This is a genomic window from Kushneria sp. EE4 (genome assembly GCF_977968315.1).
On the sequence record NZ_OZ386212.1, the window covers coordinates 3290083 to 3309639 of the forward strand.

Consider the following 19557-nt stretch of genomic DNA (forward strand, 5'->3'; position numbering starts at 1 on the left):
ATGATTGAACATGACCGGCGGCACCAATGACGACATCACCATTGCACTGGCACAACTCCCGGTCATCAGGGGCGCCGTGTCCGATAACCTGGCCACGCATTTGCGTTATATCGAGCAGGCGGCTCACCACGGCGCCGATGTGATCGTGTTCCCCGAGCTCTTGCTCATCGGGTACGAGCCGGATCTGCTAGCGCCGCTTGCCATGTCCAGAAGTGCCGAGACCTTTGACACGCTATGCGCGGCCGCCACGACCCACAACATGGTCGTGATTGCAGGCTGTCCGCTGATCAATGACGGCGGCAAGCCCCGCATCGGGGCGGTCATCTGCTTTCCCAGTGGTGAGCGAGCGCTTTACGCCAAGCAGCACCTGCATGATGGGGAGGAGGCGTACTGCTCGCCGGGTCATGACAGCTACCTGTTTACCGTCAACGGCGTACGCATCGCGCTGGCGATCTGCGCTGACTTTGCCCATCGCGCCCATAGCGATGCCGCCGCCGCGCAACAGGCGGATGTGTACCTTGTCAGTGCGCTGATTTCAGACGCGGGTTATGAGACAGATGCGCAACTGCTCGCCGGAATTGCCCAGCGCCATCAGTTCCCGGTGCTGCTTTCCAACCACATTTCCAGTACGGGCGGCTGGCAGACCTGCGGCAAAAGCGGCGGGTGGAATGCCCGTGGCGAGCGGGTGGTTGGTGCTGAAGGCAATGATGCCGCTCTGGTGCTCTGCACGATTAACGGCGGGTCACTGGAGTATGCTTCGGGGAACGTTGTCTCGATGGAAGGCGCCTTTTGAGAAGTATCCTGTCAGTCGCATAAGAAGCCCACCAAACGGTGGGCTTTTATATGTGCATTTAACAGAGCTAACGTCTTTTTTACAGATTATTGAGCGAAAGTCTCATTGTTATTTTATGTAATTATTTTATTGTGTTTTCTCTAATTAAAGGAGGTCTTATGGCTGTCAAGCACATACCGACTGGTGTCGTTCACAGCGGTAATAAAGGCGGAAAAACCGGCTGTGGCTTTGATACAAAAGATCATTCAGATCATTGGGTATCTTCAGGAAGCAGAATTACCTGTGACAAGAATGGCTGTAAGAATTGACGTATCCACTTATTTTCACTCCGAAGCCCACCGCATGGTGGGCTTTTATGTAACCACAGCTAGGGTGTTTCTGAGCCACTGCCCGCCAAAAATTGGATGTTTGGCCGACCGGCTACCTGTTCGGGCTTGAGGCCTATTTAAGCTGCCAGTCCATAAAATGGGCACGGCCGTTAGCGGGTGTCAGCGGGTCGTAGGTCATAGAGGATGCGAGAACATGCCGCTCTATAACGATTATCAGCGGGGCACTGGATGGTGTGTCAGGACGAGCTTTGCCTGATGAGCAGCGACAGGGCTCGAGTGATGCGTGATCAACCTGAATACTCCGATAATTTCCCGGGCACTGCCATCACCCAGTCCTGAATAGCCAGAATCGTCGGGTCATTGCGGCGGCTCTCCGGGTAGACCAGAAAGAAGGCGCGGTCTTCCAGCTCGGGACCGAAAGGGTGCACCAGGCGCCCTTCCGCCAGCTCGTCTTCAATCAGTTGACGGCTCATCAGCATGACGCCCTGACCACCCACCGCCGCCGAGATAGCGTGGTTTTCATCAGAGAACGCCAGACCGGCGTCGATATTTAACTCGGCTAGTCCGGCGAATTTTTGATATCCCGGCCAGTCCATGGGCGAGATAAATATGCCCTGAGGTCGAAAGTGAATCAGCGGATACCGTGAGACATCTTGCCCGGCGTGCTGAAAAAGCCCCGGGCTGCAGGCAGGCATCAAGGTGGTATTAAACAGCTTTTCGGCAACCATCCCGGGCCAGCGTCCATCGCCATGGCGAATGGCAAGGTCAGCGGTGACCCCGTCCAGCGCTACGGGCTCGTGGGAGGCATGAAGTCTCAGATCAATGTCGGGGTGGGATTCGCGCAGTCGATACACCCAGGGGAGCAGCCAGCGTACGGCAACGACGGGTGTCGTTGACAGGGTAATGGCTCGGCGCTGTGGCAGGGTGCTCAGGCGTTCGATTACATGGCTGATGTTATCGAACGAGGCTTCCAGCACTTTTTGGAGTTCCCGACCCTGCGGCGTTAGTTCAAGCTGTCTAGGCCTGCGGATAAATAGGGCCATGCCCAGCGCCTCTTCAAGCCCCCGAACCTGATGACTGATGGCCGTGGCCGTAACCGACAGCTCCAGGGCTGCCTGCTTGGCACTTTCATGGCGAGCCGCCGCTTAAAAGGCTCGAAGGGCAGACAGCGAGGGCAATCGTTGCGCGCTCATGGATGAGTTCTATTCATTTATACCGGCAAGAAATGGTCGTTTGTTGCGGTGTATAGCGCCCGCATAAGCTGCATCTGTTGCTCAGCATAGATGAGTTCAGCTTAAAGGGAGACTACCCATGCCGCATATTCTGCATATGGACGCCAGCGCTCGCCCCGGTATCGCCGGAACCGATCATCATGGCTCTCATAGTCGCCAGCTGTCCCACCATTTTGTCAGCCAATGGCAGTCACGCCGCGCCTGCGACACGGTCACCTACCGCGATATAGGCCAGCATCCGCCTTCCTTTATCAGCCACGACTGGATCGCATCGGCGTTCACCCCCGAAGCGCAGCGAAAGCCCTGGATGAAAGAGGCGCTGAAAGAAAGCGATCAGCTGGTCGATGAGCTGATCGCATCAGACATTCTGGTGATTGGTACGCCGCTTTATAACTTCGGCATGCCTGCCGCCCTCAAGGCGTGGGTCGATCAGATCATCAGAGCCGAGCGCACGGTGGGGATAGACAGAAACAACCCGCTCGACCCCTATATTCCGGGGCTTACGGATCGAGAGCGTCACGCGGTCATCCTTACGGCCAGAGGCGGTGTGAACATGGCACCGGGCCAGGCGATGGCCCACATGAATCATCTGGAGCCCAATCTTGTTTCAGCGCTTGGGTTCATCGGCATTACCCGTATTCACACCATCGCCATTGAGGGGCAGGAAATCGGTGGCGACGTGCTGGCGCAATCGATTGCCCAGGCGCGGCAGAATGTTGAACGGCTCGTGAGAGAACTGCAGGCAGCGATGCAGGACATGCCAACCCCTGAGCCGGTTTGAAAACAGGATACAGTGCTCTGCCACCGTGGGGCGTGACGCCCGCGATGGGACATTCTGTTGCAGTACAAAAAGCCCACCGAACGGTGGGCTTTTGCGTCATGCAGTACCTGGAGGGCCTTGCTCACCCAACCCCGTTGCCATACCCCATCGCCACGCTTGCCTGCTCGCCGGTTTCTACCCAGACACTCTGGGGGATGGTGTACTCCTTCAGCCCCTCCAGCCCGCTGGAGCGGCCAAAGCCGCTGTCGCCGAAGCCGCCAAACGGCGACATCACGTTGATCGCCTTGTAGCTGTTGATCCAGACCGTGCCGGCGCGCAGTTTGCCGGCCACCCGGTGAGCGCGCGCAACGTCCTGCGTCCACACGGCGCCGGCCAGGCCAAAGCGAGTGGCGTTGGCCAGTTGCACGGCATCCGACTCCTCATCAAAGGCCATGGCAACCAGCACCGGGCCGAAGACCTCTTCACAGGCGATGGCCATGTCCGGCGTCACATCGGCGAGCACGACAGGGGCCAGAAAATAGCCGCTGGCGCCTTCGGGCAGGCCGTGCGGGCGGTGGCCGCCGGTCACGATCCGTGCACCGGCCTCAACGGCGGCGTCGATCATGGCCGTGACGCGCTCGAACTGCTGCGCGTTTTGCAGCGGGCCCATGCGGGTGGCGTCCTCCTCCGGCAGGCCGACTGGAATCTGTGCGGCGGCGCGTCCCAGTCGCTCAACGACTTCGTCGAAACTGTCACGCTGTATCAAAAGCCGTGACCCCGCCACGCAGCTCTGCCCGGCGGCGGCGAAGATGGCGGCCTGCGCGCCGGCAACGGCGTCATCCAGGCGGGCATCATTGAAGATGATATTGGCGGACTTGCCGCCAAGCTCCAGCACGCTCGGCACCAGCCGTCGGGCACTCGCTTGGGCGATCAGGCGCCCGCTGTCCGGCGAGCCGACAAAGACCAGCTTCGAAATGCCCGCATGGTCGGTCAGGGCCGTACCGGTAGTCGGCCCCACGCCGTTGACGATGTTGATTAGTCCTTTCGGCAACCCGCCGCTTTCCAGCAGTTTCGCAACCACTACCGAGGTAAAGGGCGTCAGCTCCGAAGGCTTGAGCACCGCTGCGTTGCCGGCGGCGATGGCGGGCGCCAGCTGCCAGGCGCAGGTGAACATCGGCGCGTTCCACGGCGTGATCTGACCCACCACGCCATAGGGCACGTGGCGCACGTAGTTGAGATGCGAGGTCGGCACCGGAATCACCTCACCGTGCTGCTTGTCACACCAGCCGGCGTAGTACTCGAACATCTCGCGCACCTTGCCGACCTCGCCACGGCAGTCGCTGATCGGCTTGCCGGCCACCACGCTTTCAAGTTGTGCAAGCCGTTCTTCTTCTCCCTCGAGCGCCCGCACGGCGGCGTTCATGTGCCGGCCGCGGGCGCTGGCAGTCAGTGCGATCCATTCCACCTGAGCCCGGGTGCCGGCACTGACGGCGCGCGACACCAGTGCCTGGCCGGCATCGGGATAGCTCACCAGCACGTTACCGGTGACCGGGTTGCGCAGCGTGACCGGCTCGCCCTGGCCGGTGACGGCCTCGCCATCGATCCAGTTGCTCGCCGGGGCGGCGTTGCGGCTCAGCCCGAAGTGATCGAGCAGGGTCTCAAGATGGGTCCGGGCGCGTTCATCCAGTGCAGTCGTGGTTGACATGACAGGGCTCCTGTTACTTGCGGGCGGTGGCGAGAAGGGCATCGGCGATGCGGTTGAAGTCGTCCTGATCCTCGATGTCGTGCGCCGCATGCCAGCGTTCGACCACGTGATTCAAAAGGGCCATCGGGGAGTCCAGCTGCTCGGCGGCGTCACGGGCCAGACGCAGATCCTTGCGCATCAGTCCGGTGGTAAAGCCCGAGTCGAATCGCTCGGAGAGAATCCACTCGGGGAAGTTGACCTCGCTGACCGCGCTGCGCCCCGAGCCGCTGTTGAGCCCGGCCAGACAGGCGGCTGGATCGACGCCGGCCCTGGCCGCCATGGCGATGGCCTCGCCGGTGGCGATCAGGTTGGTCGCGCACAGATAGTTGTTGGCCAGTTTCACCACGTGACCGCTGCCGGCCGGGCCGACATGGGTGTAGCGCGCCGACAGCGCCTCGAGCACAGGGGCCACGCGCTCGATGGTGGCGGCCTCGCCACCCAGCAGCATTCCCATCCGGCCCTCGGCGGCGCCCTTCGGGCCACCGCTGACCGGGGCATCCAGCCATTCAAGGCCGGCCGCCACGACTTTCTGCGCCAGTTCGCGGCTGACGACCGGGTCACTGGTCGAGGTGTCCATCACCACACTGCCTTTAGCGGCGTGTTCGACAAGCCCGGGACTTGACTCGATCACCGTGCGCACATGGGCTGCAGTAGGCAGTGACAGCAGATAGACCTCGGCGTAGGGCAGCGCAGCGTCACTGGCAACGGTCAGCCCCTGATCACTCAGGCGCTGGCGAGTCTGCTCATCGGCGTCGATACCGGTGACATCAAAGCCGGCACGCTTGAGCGTGAGCGCCATGTTGCCTCCCATCTGCCCCAGGCCAATGACGACGATCTTTATGGACATGCGTTTCTCCGTGATGCGACAGGTGTAAACGTCGGTGTGGCGCTCCGAGTCAGGAGGGGGCCACACCGTCGCGGATCAGAGCAGCAGCTGGGCGACCACCGCCGAGCCGAGATAGGTGCCGGTAAACACCAGCAGCGAGACCAGCACCAGCTTCCAGCCGGTACGGCGGAACATGCTGAACTCCTGCTGTGACAGGGCAAAACCGGCGTAGGCCAGCACAGGCGTGACGATGGCCAGGAAATTGACCTGTGAAAGCTGCTCCACCAGCCAGGCACTGCCGGGGAAAAACGGCAGGGTCATGAGGATGCTGACCAGCGAAATCCAGGCGATCGCCGGCAGGTAAAAGGGCACGATTCGGGTAATCACCAGCCCGATCAGGCTCATGACATAGAGAATGATCATGCCGGGCAGGGCGCCCCACAGCGTGCCCGAGCTGACCACGTTGGTGATCCAGCCCACCGCGCACACGGCGGCCAGCATCGCGGCGGTATGGCCCAGCTGCTGCTCGGGGCGTGGCTCGGCCGCGGTATCAGCGACACTGGCGGTATCGGGTGCTTCAACATCCACGCCGGCCCCGGCCCCTTTTCTGACGCTCAGACGCTTGTAGAGCCACTCCGCGACCGGCAGGGCGATAAACAGTGACACATACAGCCCGGTGGCATAGGTCAAAAGGTTACTGGCGCCGGCAAAGGCCAGCAGTTCCTCGCGCATGGCGGGCACCGCTTCGGCAAGCGCGCCCGAACAGGCCGCCACCATGCTGCCACTGCCCACCCCGCAGGCCATCGCCAGCGCCCTCGGGTCAAACCAGCCCGCCGAGCCGAGAAAGCCCGCCATTAGCGCAAACCAGAGGGTGCCGAACATGGTGCCGACCACATAGACGCCCATCACGCCGATGCCCTCCGGCCCCTTGAGGCCGTAGCGGTCCGAGATGATCGCAATATTGGGCTCGCGCGCGATCGAATAGGTCGCCCCGATCGATTCGCGGCCCATTTTCAGCACCAGCACGGCAAAGGGCAGCGCGATCAGCATCGTCCCCAGATTGCCCAGCTCCTGAAGGATCAGGGCCGGCCCGGCGCTAATGATCTGATCGATCGACGGCCCGATGGTGGAGCCAAAGCGGGCGATAAACGGCATGATCGCCATCAGGATGAGCGGCGAGGCCGCCGTACTCAGGCGCGGCGGCACCAGCGGATGCACCCGTCTGGAAAGGTGCGGGTTGAGCGCAATCGCCAGCAAAAAGGCATAAAACAGCGGCAGCAGTAACAGCGTCCCGACGCCTAACGGAATCCTGATGATGCCGATCCACTCCGCAATCAGCGAAAGGATGACGACCAGTACATGCAGACGTAGCAGATCGAGCGGTGACGCCCGGTTGGCAGCATTCATGACAGTGTTCCCATGGTGTTGTTTGGCTAATGGCAGGTCATGACCGGCCGGCGCCTGTTGTATGGGGCTCGTGTGCGTCACGAGGCCTGTCAGTATCAACGACTCGGAGGTAATGGGAAAGGGCGGCGATATGACGCGGCCATGGAAACCTTCGATATGCCTTCACACTCGCTACCCGGCCTCCTTTTACATACTCAACGGTCGGTGCCGAGCGTCTTCCGGTCGCAGCGGGCGGCCTCCAGCAGCCAGTTGATAAAGTGTGCAATGGTGGGCCATGCCTTATTAAGCTCGGCAGTTAGAAGGTCATGCATGACGTTGAATCAAAGAAGGTTAGGCTCGCAGTAGCGACTAATATACAATGTAAGCATAAGTAACGCTGGGTATATACTGCAGTAGTGTCTTTAAATGTTTTCTAAGCTGACTGATTGTTTAATGAGTAGATGAAAATGTTCAGAATGTCATCTACCAACCATAGCGGGCAGAGATGTAAGGAGCATATGGTAGAATGGATTCTATAAAGATCAAAAAGGGATTGAAGATTGGAGAGTTAGATGCAGAAGCTGACTCAGATCTTCTAGCTACTTGTTTTGTAGATAATGGTCAGTTAGGAGACCTTCTTGATATTCAATCTCCTGCCTCGGTCGTACTTGGTAGAACGGGGTCTGGCAAAAGCGCGTTGCTTTATAAAATATCATTAGATGTTGAGCACTCAGTAATGCTCGATCCTAATGATATATCTATTAGGTTTTTAGAGCATTCGAATATAATTCAATTTTTTAATGAGTTAGATGTGAAGCTAGACTTGTTCTACAGGATTCTTTGGCGACATATTTTAACTGTTGAGTTGTTAAAGCTTAGGTATAATCTAAGGAATGAGGCTGAAAATCAAGGCTTGCTAACACGTATTAGCCAATGGGCTAGTCGTGACTCTGTGAAAAAGCGTGCAGTTGAATATTTTTCTGATTGGGGTGACCGTTTCTGGCTCGAAACTGATGAGCAGTTGCAAGAGCTAACTACGAAATTTACAAAAGATATAAGGGCAAAGCTTGGCTCTAAGTTTGAAAATGTAGATATATCTTTAGATGGAGCTAAATCGTTAAGCAAAGAAGTTAGGTCTGAGATAAAGTCTTTAGCTACACAAGTGGTTAGCGGAATACAGATTAAGCGATTAAATGAGGTTTTGGATCTCTTGTCTGAATTCGCTTTTAATGACAAACAAAAGCGATATTACATATTAATAGATAAGCTAGACGAGGATTGGGCAGAAACGGAAACAAGATGCAGGTTCATAAGAGCATTAATCGAAGAAACGAAATCTCTAAGAAGAATACCTCAAATCAAGATAGTGACTGCTTTAAGGAGGGATTTGCTTGATTTGGTTTTCGATAAAACTAGAGATTCTGGTTTTCAAGAAGAAAAATATGAAGCTTATTTAGTGCCAATAATTTGGAGTAAAGAAGATTTAAAAGGGTTGTTGTCTGCAAGAGTAAAAGAGGTGTACCGACGCCAGTATACATCGGCCGCGGTTACTTTTAATGAAGTGTTTCCGACCCCTCAAAAGGGTGAAACTGGAGAAGCCGTAGATTATATTATTGAACGCACACTTTTTCGGCCTAGAGATGCCATACAATTTTGTAATGAGTGCTTTCATGTTGCGGCAGATCGGCCAAGAATTTCTTGGAGGGCTATATATGCTGCAGAAGCTAACTACTCGACAAAACGGCTTAAATCTTTGAAGGAAGAGTGGTCTGAATATTATCCTGAGCTAGAAGTGGTTGCAGAGATATTGCGTGGAATTTATGAGCCGTTTAATAGGTCAAATATTTCAGGATCAAAAATTGAGGAAGCAGCTATTGAGCTATCTAGCGATGATGGACAGGGTTCATGTGCAATAGCAATCAGAAAAATGTACGAGCCAAATAGTAGGATGAGCGAAGCAGATGTCGTTTCGCAAATATTAATGTGTCTTTATCATGTTGGAATGGTAGGTATTAAAATAAGCACATTGAATACTTTTATTTGGTCGCATATAGATCAGCCAAGAATATCAAAAAGCGAGGTTAAAAGAGCTAATCAAATAAAAGTTCATAAAATGTTCAGGAATGCTCTCGAAGTAGTTGATAAAAAGAATATAGCTAATTTTGGTAAAGGGCGCTCCTGATTTTTTATGTTTCTATTGTTTTTTGCAACTAGTACTGGTTTTGGATGTTATCAATTATAGGGCCTGCATAGGCCCTTCATAAAGCCCCATTCTTTCATCAGTGTTGCCACCATCTCATGCGCTTGGCTATCTAGCATCACTCTTGCCGTACCAGTAACTTTAAGCCTTTTCCAACAATCGTTATACTCGCCACCTCTCCTGCCTCAACCCACTCAGCGCGAATCGCCACTTGGCTGCCTTTGATTTTCATGGTCGTTGAGTAACCCATCCAGTTGTTGGGTATGCCGGGCGACGATGAGTTCGTATCCTTGCGCCGGATGCGTGCTCCACGTCGAATGAATAAGCACGATCCCGCTCTGACCCCGCTATGATGATCATGCCAGTATCAGGGCGCATCACCGCCTGCCTTTGCCCTGGCACGCTCGATGCCGGCGTAGCCTCAATATCTCGATGCAAGGCGTACCGGTCCGAATGTCGTTTGTGTGACGGACAGTGCGTCATTCTTCAATCATCAGGAAGACACCTCATGTCACTCACAACGCTGCTGGTTCCGACCTTTACACAAATGCTGGGCACGCTCTCGGGCTGGCTCGAGAAAGCGCAAAGGCAGATGCCGGAAGACCAGGCGCAGGCGCTGCTGTCCGCGCGTCTCGTGCCGGACATGTTTCCCCTGTCGACCCAGATTCGATTTGCCTGCGTGCAGGTGCACGAGGCCGTATGTCGGCTCAGGGGAGAGGCGCTTCCGGATTCCATCAGGGAACTGCGTGATGAAGGCGTCGATGCCGGCGAGCGTCCCGGTTCGTTGGCAGACGCTCAAACCCGGATCGAGGACGCCATGGCGCTGCTCGAGGGGCTCGACCCGGACGGCCTGGATGTGAACGCGAACCAGCCACTGATACATGAGCTGCCCAACGGCATGGTTCTTGATCTAAGCGCCGAGCAGTATGCTCGCGACTGGGTGCTGTCCCAGTTTTATTTCCACCTCATGACCGCCTATTCGATCCTGCGCAGCGAGAAGGTAGAACTTGGCAAGGCCGACTACATCGCGCACATGTTTCCCTGTATTCGTCCGGAAACGATCCATCAACGTTGACCGGGGGCGCCGTTGCTTGAGCCTTTGCCCGTCCCTTGAGTCCGGCGTTTAGCGCCATCATTCGGTCCATGGCCGCCGCCGGCTTGCGCCAGCGGCAGCCATGAGGCCGGACGAGACGCATCAGATCACCTCTGCCTTTCTCTCCAGACGCACCACCAGCTCATGCGCCTGCCCATCCAGCGCCACCCTTGCTTCTTCAGCACCCTTCAGCCGCTCTCCATCCAGCGTAATACCCGCCGTCTCGCCGGCCTCAACCCGCTCAACGCGAATCGTCACGCGGCTGCCTTCCAGCTCGACGGTGGCGGAATAGCCCGGCCAGTGGTCGGGAATGGCGGGGGCGACGATCAGCTCGCGCCCTTCGCGGCGGATGCCGAGAATGCCGTTCACGCCGGCCTGATAGAACCAGCCGGCGGAGCCGGTGTACCAGGTCCAGCCGCCGTGGCCCGTATGCGGCGGCTCGGAGTAGACATCCGCGGCGATCACGTAGGGCTCGACGCGGTAGCGCTCGACCGCCTCATCGGTCAGCGCGTGGTTGATCGGGTTAATCAGCGAGAAGAGCCGATGCGCCCGGTCGGCCTGACCCAGCCGGGCAAAGGCGAGAATCGACCAGGTGGCGGCGTGGGTGTACTGCCCGCCGTTTTCACGCAGCCCCGGCGGGTAGCCCTTGATATAGCCGGGCTCCTGAGCGCTTTTGTTAAAGGGCGGGGTGAACAGCAGTGCCAGGCCGTTGTCTTCATCGATCAGATGCTCCGAGACCGAGGCCATCGCCTGCTCGGCCCGCGCCGGGTCGGCACCGCCGGAGAGCACCGCCCAGGACTGGGCGATCGAATCGATCCGGCACTCGAGGCTCTCTTTGGCGCCCATCCACTCGCCGTCATCAAAGGTGGCGCGACGATACCAGGCGCCGTCCCAGGCGTGGGTCTCCAGCGCCTCTCGAAGCGTCTCGGAGCGCTCGCGCCAGCGCGCGGCGCGTTGAGGGTCGCGGGGCGTGATTAGCGGGTCAAACAGGGCCAGCGTGCGCAGCAGCATCCAGCCCAGCCAGACGCTCTCGCCGCGGCCGCCTTCCCCGACCCGGTTGAAGCCGTCGTTCCAGTCGCCGGTGCCGATCAGCGGCAGCCCGTGTTCGCCGAACTGCTCGAGCGCCTGTTCGAGCGCCCGCACGCAGTGCTCATAAAGCGGGGCGGTCTCGTCGGCCGTCGCCGGCTGGGAGAAGTCGTCATGCGCGCCGGCCACCAGCGGCGGGGCTTCCAGAAACCCGACCGATTCATCGAGCACGGCGGGGTCGCCTGCGCTTTGCACATAGCTTGCGGTGGCAAACGCCAGCCACACCCGGTCATCGGCAATGCGGGTGCGCACGCCCTGGCCGGAGTGCGGCAGCCACCAGTGTTGCACATCGCCTTCGATGAACTGACGCCCGGCGGCGCGCAGCAGGTGGTGGCGTGCCAGTTCGGGCTGGGCGAAGGTCAGCGCCATGCCGTCCTGAAGCTGGTCGCGAAAGCCGTAGGCGCCGCTGGCCTGATAAAACGCCGAGCGGGCCACCACGCGACACGCCAGCGTCTGATAGGTCAGCCAGCCGTTGACCATCACATCCATGGCGCGGTCGGGGGTCTGTATCTGAAGCGCGCCGTGCAGCGTGCGCCAGTAGTCTTCCACGGCCGTCAGCTCGACGGTTAGATCCGCCTTTCGGTAGCGCGCGATCAGTGAGCGCGCGGTATCCGCATCACCGGCCAGGCCCAGCAGGGCGGCCAGGGTGACGGTCTCACCGGGTTCCAGTGTCAGCGTGCACTGCAGCACCGTACAGGGATCCACCCCGGCGCCGGCCCGGCCACTGAGTTGCTGGCGCCCGGAGAGCGCTTCGGGCTCGGCCAGCGTCCCGGTGCCGAGAAACTCGCCGCGATCGGCGGTGAACGCGTGCTGGCGCGCGTCCAGATCAACAAAGCCGACCCGATCCGGGAAGGCCATGTTCCACGGGTTGCGCATCAACAGCGCCCCGGTCTCACCGTCGTGCTCGGAGATCAGGCAGGGCGCGTTTTTGGCGCGGGCGTTGCCCATCACCCAGCTGGCGTAATGGGTGATGATCAGTCGCTGCGGAGCCTGTGTGCGGTTGGTCAGGGTGAGCTGCGAGATCTTGACCGGGTCTTCAAGCGGCACGAACTGCACCAGCGTCATCGCAAGCGCCTGCGTGTCGTGCTCAAAGCGGCTGACGCCGAAGCCGTGGCGGGCCACAAAGCGCGAGTGCTCGCGGCCGGGGCGATACGGCGCGGCGGTGACGGTGTCGATGGCGCCGCTGTCGGCGTCCTGGATATAGATCACCTCGCCGGAGGGGTCGCTGACCGCATCGTTGGACCAGGGCGTGAGCTGGTTGTCGCGGCTGTTGTCCGCCCAGACGTAGCTGCTGCCCTCGGCGGAGACCTGAAAGCCAAAGCCCGGGTTGGCGATGACGTTGATCCAGGGCTGCGGCGTGGTGGCACCGTCATCGAGGACACAGACGTACTCTCGCCCATCGCTGGCAAAGCCGCCGGTGCCGTTGAAAAACTCGAGCGTCCCTTTGTCAAATCTGTCGAGACTCTCCCGTTCGGGATGGGCCGGGGCGCGCTCGACCGGGGCGTCTTCGGCCGGTGTGACATCGATCGGCGTGGCCTCAACCGGCGTGTGCTCGAGGGTCAGCGGCTCGTCGCCGGCCAGCAGCGTGGCGAGCTGGCGATGCAGCGGCCCCTTGTGGGCGCGCAGCACCACGCGGGCCACGGCCAGCACCAGATCCCGCGCGGCCGGGCTCAGCTGATGCCCGCGCAGGGAGATGACCGTGCCCAGCGCCGGGTCGTGGCCGTCGTGCGGCGGCGAGCAGTGGGTGCGCACGGCGATGTCGATGGCGTCCTGAAGCTCCTGGAGATAGGAGTGCGAACGCTCGTTGAGAATCACCAGATCGACCCCGAGGCCCTTGGCCATCCAGTACTCGCGGGCGCGCAGCAGGGTCTCCACCCAGCCGATCTCCTCGGTGTCGGCCAGGTGCAGTACCACGATCGGCAGATCGCCCGAGATGCCCATCGACCAGAGATCGGACTGTTTCGAGAGCCCGCGCAACAGCGTGGCTTCCGGGGCGCGAAAGCGTGCGTCGTGATAGAGAATCGGCGCGGCCAGGCGCTGGAAGTCGGCGGCCTCGTCCAGGGCGATATCCAGATGGCGCAGCTGCACCTGCGCCTGCGTCCAGGCCATCGTTCTGGCCCGCTCAAACGCGCCGGCGTCGTGGTGGCGATCGATCAGCGCGACCAGACTGTCGCGGCTGTCAGCGACCACGGTCCAGAAGTCGACGTGGGCAACGTGGCCCGGCGCGATGGAGACCACATGGCGCAGAGAGAAGATCGGGTCGAGCACCGCGCCGGTGCGCCCGTCATGCATCGGCTCGGCGCCATCAAACGGCGCGTCACACAGGGCGGCTGCCGTGGCCAGCGTGCGGCCGCGGCCCAGGAATCGGGCGCGATCCGTCTCGAAGCGAAACCGTCGGGGCGGGGCGTCGTCACCGGCCCGCTCGGCCTCGTGCGGCGTCTCGCGGCTGGTGTCGTCGATCCGCATAAAGTGCCCCACCCAGATCGGCGCCTCATGAGGGTCGCGATGGCGGCGGGTGGCCGTCAGCGCCTGATACTCGGGAAGGGTAGCGGTCTCGACGAACATTTTGGCAAACGCCGGATGGGCATCGTCAGTGGCCGGCGTGGTCAGTACCAGCTCGGCGTAGGAGGTCAGCTCGATGGTGGCCTCGCGCTCGCCGTTGTTGGTCACACTCACCCGTCTGATCTCGGCGTTGTCCTCGCCGGAGACCCGCACCTCGAGCGTGGTGGTAAACGTCGCCGCATGGCGCACGAAGCGGGCGTGATCCTCGGCGAACTCGACCTCATGCGTGGCGTGCTCATGCCGGGCGTGGTCATCGGTTATCTCGCGCGGGCCGCCGGCGAACCAGCGCTGTCCGGTCTCCCGGTCGCGCAGGGCGATAAAGCTGCCCCAGTCATCCGTGGTCGGGTCCTCACGCCAGCGCGTGATCGCCAGTTTCCCCCAGCGGCTGAAGCCTGCCCCGGCGTCGGTGAGCATCACCGTGTAGCGCCCGTTGGAGAGCAGATGCGTCACCGGCGGGGCGGACGGCCTGCCGGTCAGACGGCGCACCGCAGCCTCGATCGGCGGCTCATCGACGGTGATGACCGGGTCGGTGTCGTTGGGGGAGGGCAGCGTTGCCACCTCGCGCGGCAGGCGTTCGTGGAGCAGCAGCTCGCTGGCCTGGATCATCGGCTCGGCATGAAAATGGGTGCGAAGCCGCCCGCCCAGCAGGGCATTGGCGATGGCCACCACGGTCATGCCCTGATGGTGGGCCATGACGTTGCGCACCACCACAAAGTGGCGGTCCATCGGCAGGCGCGTCGGGGTGAAGTCGATGGCATCGAAAAAGCCGTAGCGGCCCTCGGCGCCCAGTTCACGCAGGCGTGCAAAGTTGTCGATCGCCGCGCGCGGGGCGACCATTGCCGCCAGTGCCGTGGCGTAGGGGGCGAGCACAAAGCTCTCGGCCAGCCCGCGCTTGAGCCCGAGCGAGGGCACGCCGAAGTTGGAGTACTGATAGTTGGCCTCAAGGTCGCGCGCGTTATAGGCCGACTCCGAAATGCCCCAGGGCTCGCCGCGCTGTCTGGCGTAGTCACGCTGACACGCCACCACCAGCCGGTTGGTCTGCTCAAGCAGGCTGTCGCGCGGCGCGCGCATCACCAGTGACGGCATCAGGTACTCAAACATCGAGCCTGACCACGACATCAGCACTACGCCGTCGGGCTGTGGGCTCACCGCCCGGCCCAGCCGGAACCAGTGGCGGGTGGGCAGATCGCCCTTGGCAATGCCGATCAGGCTTGCCAGTCGCGCTTCCGAGGCCAGCAGGTCGTAGCAGCCCTCATCGAGTCGATCCTCGCGCGGGGCGTAGCCGATCGACATCAGCTTGCGCTCGGCGACCAGCAAAAAGGCAAAGTCCATCTCGTGGGTCAGAGTGCGGGCGCGCCGGGCCAGCTCGCGCAGGCGCGCGCCAAGAGACGGTGCGGTCTCGACATCGGCCTCGTGCTCGTCAAGACAGCGCTCCAGACAGGTCAGCCAGTACGCCGGAGTCGCGCGTCGGGTCAGGTCATCGACGCCGTCGTTTTCCGAAACCTCCGGTTCAAGCGCCACGCCCGGATCATCGTGTTGCGCGGCGGTGTCTTTCGAGGCGCCGGCCGCGGCATGAGGGGGCCTGGCCAGCAGCACACGCCAGCTTGCCAGCGAGCAGCGCACGTCAGCGGTGCTGTCGCGCCGGGTCGAGACGCCCTCAAGGCGTGCGATCAGGGCCTGCAGCTCGGTAAGCAGTCGGGTTTTTGTTGCCCCGGGCAGCGTCCGGTCAAGCTCGGTGTCTTCGTAAAAGAGATGCAGCGTATCGATCAGGCCGTCACGCGGGTTGGCGACACAAGGCTCGTCGATCCACGCTTCGCAGGCGTTGGCCATCGCGATCAGGTGGCCGGCAAGGTTGCCGCTGTCCACCGCCGAGACGTAGCGTGGCTCCAGCGGGGCAAGCGTTGCGGTGTCGTACCAGTTGTAGAGATGGCCCCGGCAGCGCTCGAGCGAATCCAGCGTGTCAAAGGTCGCCTCCAGCCGCTCGACGGCGCCGCGGGTGCCGATCCAGGCGAAATCCCGCGCCGCTACGCAGGCGAGCAGGTAGAGCCCGATATTGGTGGGTGAGGTGCGCTCGGCGATGACCGGCTCGGGGTCGAGCTGAAAGTTGTCCGGCGGCAGCGCGTTCGAGGCAGACGTGACAAAGGTTTCAAAAAACTGCCAGGTGCGGCGGGCGATATGGCGCAGCGTGCGCGACTGGCGGGTATCGAGTTTGAGATTGTCGGTGGTGTCGCCGGGGGCGCGGCTGGTCCACAGTGCCACCAGTGGGGCGGCAAGCCAGGCCGCCAGCAGCGGCAGCAGCAATGCCCAGCCCGGCGTTTCAAACAGCGCCAGCACCAGCACCACGCCAAAGGCGAACAGCATGCCACCGGCCATCTCGCGGGCAAGGGTTGCCATGCCAAGCTGGCGGTCCCTGAGGGCGGCGGCGGTGGTCCATTCAAGCAGATGCTTTCGGGAGACATAGACGCGATAGAGCGAGCGGGTGATGGCGTCGATCATCTGCCAGGCCTGATTGGCCAGCAGGGCGACATTCAACAGGCAGCGACCGGTCTCCAGGGCCAGATCGCGGGCCAGCGTTCGCCGGTGATGGCGCCAGTCGCCGTCGTAATGGCGCGGCTTGAGCGCGAAGCTGATCGGCAAAAGGGCCGGAATGACCAGCGCGGCCAGCGTCAGCATGAGCGCCACAAACGCCACCGGCACCTTGAATGCCGCACAGACCGCGAAGGCGGCAAACAGGCTCGGCGCCAGCAGCGAGCGGCGCAGGTTATCCACGATCTTCCAGCAGCCCACGGCGCCCAGTGCGCGTCGGTCGGCGCCCTTGCCCACCACCCAAGGCAGCAGCTGCCAGTCACCGCGCACCCAGCGGTGCTGGCGGCGGGCGGCCACGTCGTAACGTTCCGGCTCCGCCTCGACCACCTCGACGTCCGAGGCCAGCCCTGCGCGGGCAAAAATCCCCTCGAGCAGGTCATGACTGAGCAGGCTGTTTTCGGGAATGCGGCCCTTGAGGGCGCGCTCGACAGCGTCCACGGCGTAGATGCCCTTGCCCGCAAACGACCCCTCACCGAAAAGATCCTGATAGAGATCCGAGACCGCGGCGCTGTAGACATCAAGGCCACCGGGGGCGGAGAAAAGACGCTGATAGCGCGACCCTTCGCGGCCGATGGACAGCGAGGGCGTGACGCGTGGCTGCAAAATGGCGTGGCCGTGGGTAACGCGGCCGGTGTCATCGAGGACCGGCTGGCTGAGCGGATGCGCCATCTTGCCGACCAGCCGCGCGATGGTGTCCCGCGGCAGGCGGGTGTCGCTGTCGAGCGTGACCACGTATCGGACCCCAGTCGGCACCCAGGGCGCCCGGCCCCCTACGGCTGCGAAGGAGGTGTCGGTGGCGCCGCGTAGCAGCCGGTTGAGCTCGGCCAGCTTGCCGCGCTTGCGCTCCCAGCCCATGAATTTGCCTTCGCCCGGATTGTACTGACGCCACCGGTAGAGCAGCACGAAGCGCGGCCCGTCCGGGCCGGGGCCGTGCCGGCGATTGAGTGCGGCCACGGCGTTCCACGCCAGCTGCAGACGGCGGGCGTCATCGGGGGTTTCGGCGGTGTCGGCATCGAGCCCGTCGAGCAGCAGCGCAAAGGTCAGCGCGCCGCCGTTGCCGGTGAGATAGTGCACCTCCAGACGTTCGACCAGCTCGGCCACCTCGTCGTCCCCGCCGAGCATGGCAGGCATCACGACCATGGTTTTAAGCGAGTCGGGCACGCCGTGTTCCAGCGCCAGCCCCGGCAGCGCCTCGCCGCCCACCCCCATGCCCAGCATGCGGTTGATCAGCGACATGGCGATATCGTTGGCGGGCAGCACCATCAGCGCCAGCCATACCCAGGCCCACCCCGAGACCAGTCCGGCCGACATGAGCCCCCACCACGCCAGCATTAAAATCGCTGCGGTGAGCAGCCAGCAGGCCCCGGCGTAGCCGGCAAGGCCCATCCCGAGCACCAGCCGGCGAAGCCGCAGTGCGGGCGGCGGGCGAAAGCCCAGGTCGCGTTCGAAGCCGGGGCGGCCCTCATCGATCAGATAGTAACCGGGGTCTGCGCGGCGGATGGCCCGGGCATCGAGGGTCTCGGAGGCCGGCGGTATGCCGTCGACGGATGATGCCCCGCCGGCTGAGGAGGTGCCGCCGGCTGAGGGTGTACCGGCGGCATCGCGGGCGCGGCGGGCCACGGTGAGTTCGTCGCAGCCGGCGCCGCGGGCGAGCTGTTCGATGGCGTTGCGATAGCGGTCGCGCGTGGCGAAATCCATCTCGCCGAACCGACCCTGCTCGCGCAGGCAGCGATCCACCAGACTGACCTGCTCCACCAGCGCGGCCCAGTCAAAATCGGCAATGTGGCGCAGGCTGGTGATGGCATTGCGCACACTGATGTTCGAGGCGCCCTGCCGGTGATGGGCGTTCTGGACCACGGTCGCGGTGGTGGTCTCCAGCCGCGTCATCTGCTGTTCCAGCCAGTAAAGTGCCGGCGAGCGGCCCGGGTCCTGATCGCGCAGGCGCTTGGCCAGCTGGGCGTAGAAGTGCTCGGCAAAGGCGCCGAGGGCGTGCGGGTCCACCTCGGCCAGCGCCCGGCTGCTGTCGGTGTCGGGGCTGAGCATCCGCTCGCACAGCGCATCGGCGGCGTTGCGGGCATCGCGCGCGCCCACGATCTGATCGGCCAGACGGCGGATATTTTCCACCAGCACCAGCCGCAGCGAGATCGCCACTGCCCACAGTTCCCCCAGGGTCAGCACTTCGACGCGCTGATAGGCCTCGAGAAAACGAATCAATGTCGGGGCATCGAAGCGGCTGTCGGTATGGGCGATGTAGGCCCAGGTCAGCCCGAACACCCGCGGATAGCCGGCAAACGGGCCGTCGGCGAGCTTGGGCAGCTGGCGGTAGTAGCCCGGTGGCAGGTCGCGGCGAATATCGCTGACGTGCTTTTCAACGTGGTTGTAGTGATCCAGCAGCCACTCGGCGGCGGGCACGGTATCGCGGCGATGGGCGGCGTCAACGCTCAGGCGGTGATGGGTCGCACCGAGCGCTGTGATGTTGTCGGCAAGGCGCTGATAGAGCGGCATCACCCCCGGCGGACGCTCGGTGATCGGCTGCGCCGCTGCCAGGCTTTCGGCGTGCTGCTCGAGTCGCTCCGGGCCAAAGAGCTCTTCGCGCACCGGCTCCACGGCGTCCCATGGCGGACGCGGGGACGAGTGCCTGTTGGTGAACCGCTGCCAGAGGGTCATGACCCCACCGCCGGGAAAAGCCCAGCGCTGTGTCCGGACAGCATCAGCCGGTCGCAACGACCTGCCACAGGACAACATCGAACCATCGTCGTTCTCCTTCTCGTGAAGGCACGAGAATGGGGCCGGCACGAACGCGGGTTGCGCGCTGCGTGTTCGGCCAGAGCCTCACCACGCCGTCACCGGCCGGCCGCACTGTCGAGATCAGCGCGGCCGGCAAGCGGCATGGTGAACGAGGTGAGAGGCGTCGCGTCAGGGAAAAGCGCGTGGGCCGGGAAAAGAAGCGGCGGGGAGAG

8 protein-coding genes and 1 pseudogene are annotated in these 19557 nt (G+C 61.9%); 4 read left to right on the forward strand and 5 right to left on the reverse strand.

The genetic code is table 11. The annotated features are described in order from the left end of the window. Positions 1–10 precede the first annotated feature (10 nt). The gene (locus tag ACXMYO_RS14890; RefSeq protein ID WP_457809293.1) at positions 11–793 is read left to right on the forward strand and encodes a carbon-nitrogen hydrolase family protein; all 783 of its coding nucleotides are present in this window, start codon (positions 11–13) and stop codon (positions 791–793) included. Between the two features lie 616 nt (positions 794–1409). Here ACXMYO_RS14890 and ACXMYO_RS14895 read toward each other — a convergent pair. Beyond that, positions 1410–2315 (reverse strand): annotated as a pseudogene (locus tag ACXMYO_RS14895) (LysR substrate-binding domain-containing protein). A gap of 118 nt (positions 2316–2433) precedes the next feature. Between ACXMYO_RS14895 and ACXMYO_RS14900 the strand changes: the two are divergent. Next, positions 2434–3135: an FMN-dependent NADH-azoreductase gene (locus ACXMYO_RS14900; protein ID WP_115854299.1), complete on the forward strand. Its 702-nt coding sequence runs from the start codon at positions 2434–2436 to the stop codon at positions 3133–3135. 121 nt (positions 3136–3256) lie between these two features. Here the strand turns inward: ACXMYO_RS14900 and ACXMYO_RS14905 are convergent, their stop codons facing one another. The 3 genes from ACXMYO_RS14905 to ACXMYO_RS14915 all read right to left on the reverse strand — a co-directional run bounded on the left by ACXMYO_RS14905 (position 3257) and on the right by ACXMYO_RS14915 (position 7091). After that, the gene (locus ACXMYO_RS14905) at positions 3257–4819 is read right to left on the reverse strand and encodes an aldehyde dehydrogenase family protein (RefSeq protein WP_457809294.1); all 1563 of its coding nucleotides are present in this window, start codon (positions 4817–4819) and stop codon (positions 3257–3259) included. Between the two features lie 13 nt (positions 4820–4832). After that, on the reverse strand, positions 4833–5705 hold the full coding sequence (locus ACXMYO_RS14910) for an NAD(P)-dependent oxidoreductase (protein WP_457809295.1): 873 nt from the start codon (positions 5703–5705) through the stop codon (positions 4833–4835). 75 nt (positions 5706–5780) lie between these two features. After that, positions 5781–7091, reverse strand: coding sequence for a DUF3100 domain-containing protein (locus ACXMYO_RS14915; RefSeq protein ID WP_457809296.1), 1311 nt, complete (start codon positions 7089–7091; stop codon positions 5781–5783). Between the two features lie 505 nt (positions 7092–7596). Here ACXMYO_RS14915 and ACXMYO_RS14920 point away from each other — a divergent pair. Both ACXMYO_RS14920 and ACXMYO_RS14925 read left to right on the forward strand, forming a co-directional pair. Further along, the gene (locus ACXMYO_RS14920) at positions 7597–9252 is read left to right on the forward strand and encodes a P-loop ATPase, Sll1717 family (RefSeq protein ID WP_457809297.1); all 1656 of its coding nucleotides are present in this window, start codon (positions 7597–7599) and stop codon (positions 9250–9252) included. 526 nt (positions 9253–9778) lie between these two features. After that, positions 9779–10345, forward strand: a complete 567-nt coding sequence (locus tag ACXMYO_RS14925; protein WP_457809298.1) for a DUF1993 domain-containing protein — start codon at positions 9779–9781, stop codon at positions 10343–10345. A 120-nt stretch (positions 10346–10465) separates the two neighbouring features. Here ACXMYO_RS14925 and ACXMYO_RS14930 read toward each other — a convergent pair whose 3' ends face one another. Then, the gene (locus ACXMYO_RS14930; RefSeq protein WP_457809299.1) at positions 10466–19264 is read right to left on the reverse strand and encodes a GH36-type glycosyl hydrolase domain-containing protein; all 8799 of its coding nucleotides are present in this window, start codon (positions 19262–19264) and stop codon (positions 10466–10468) included. Positions 19265–19557: the final 293 nt, after the last annotated feature.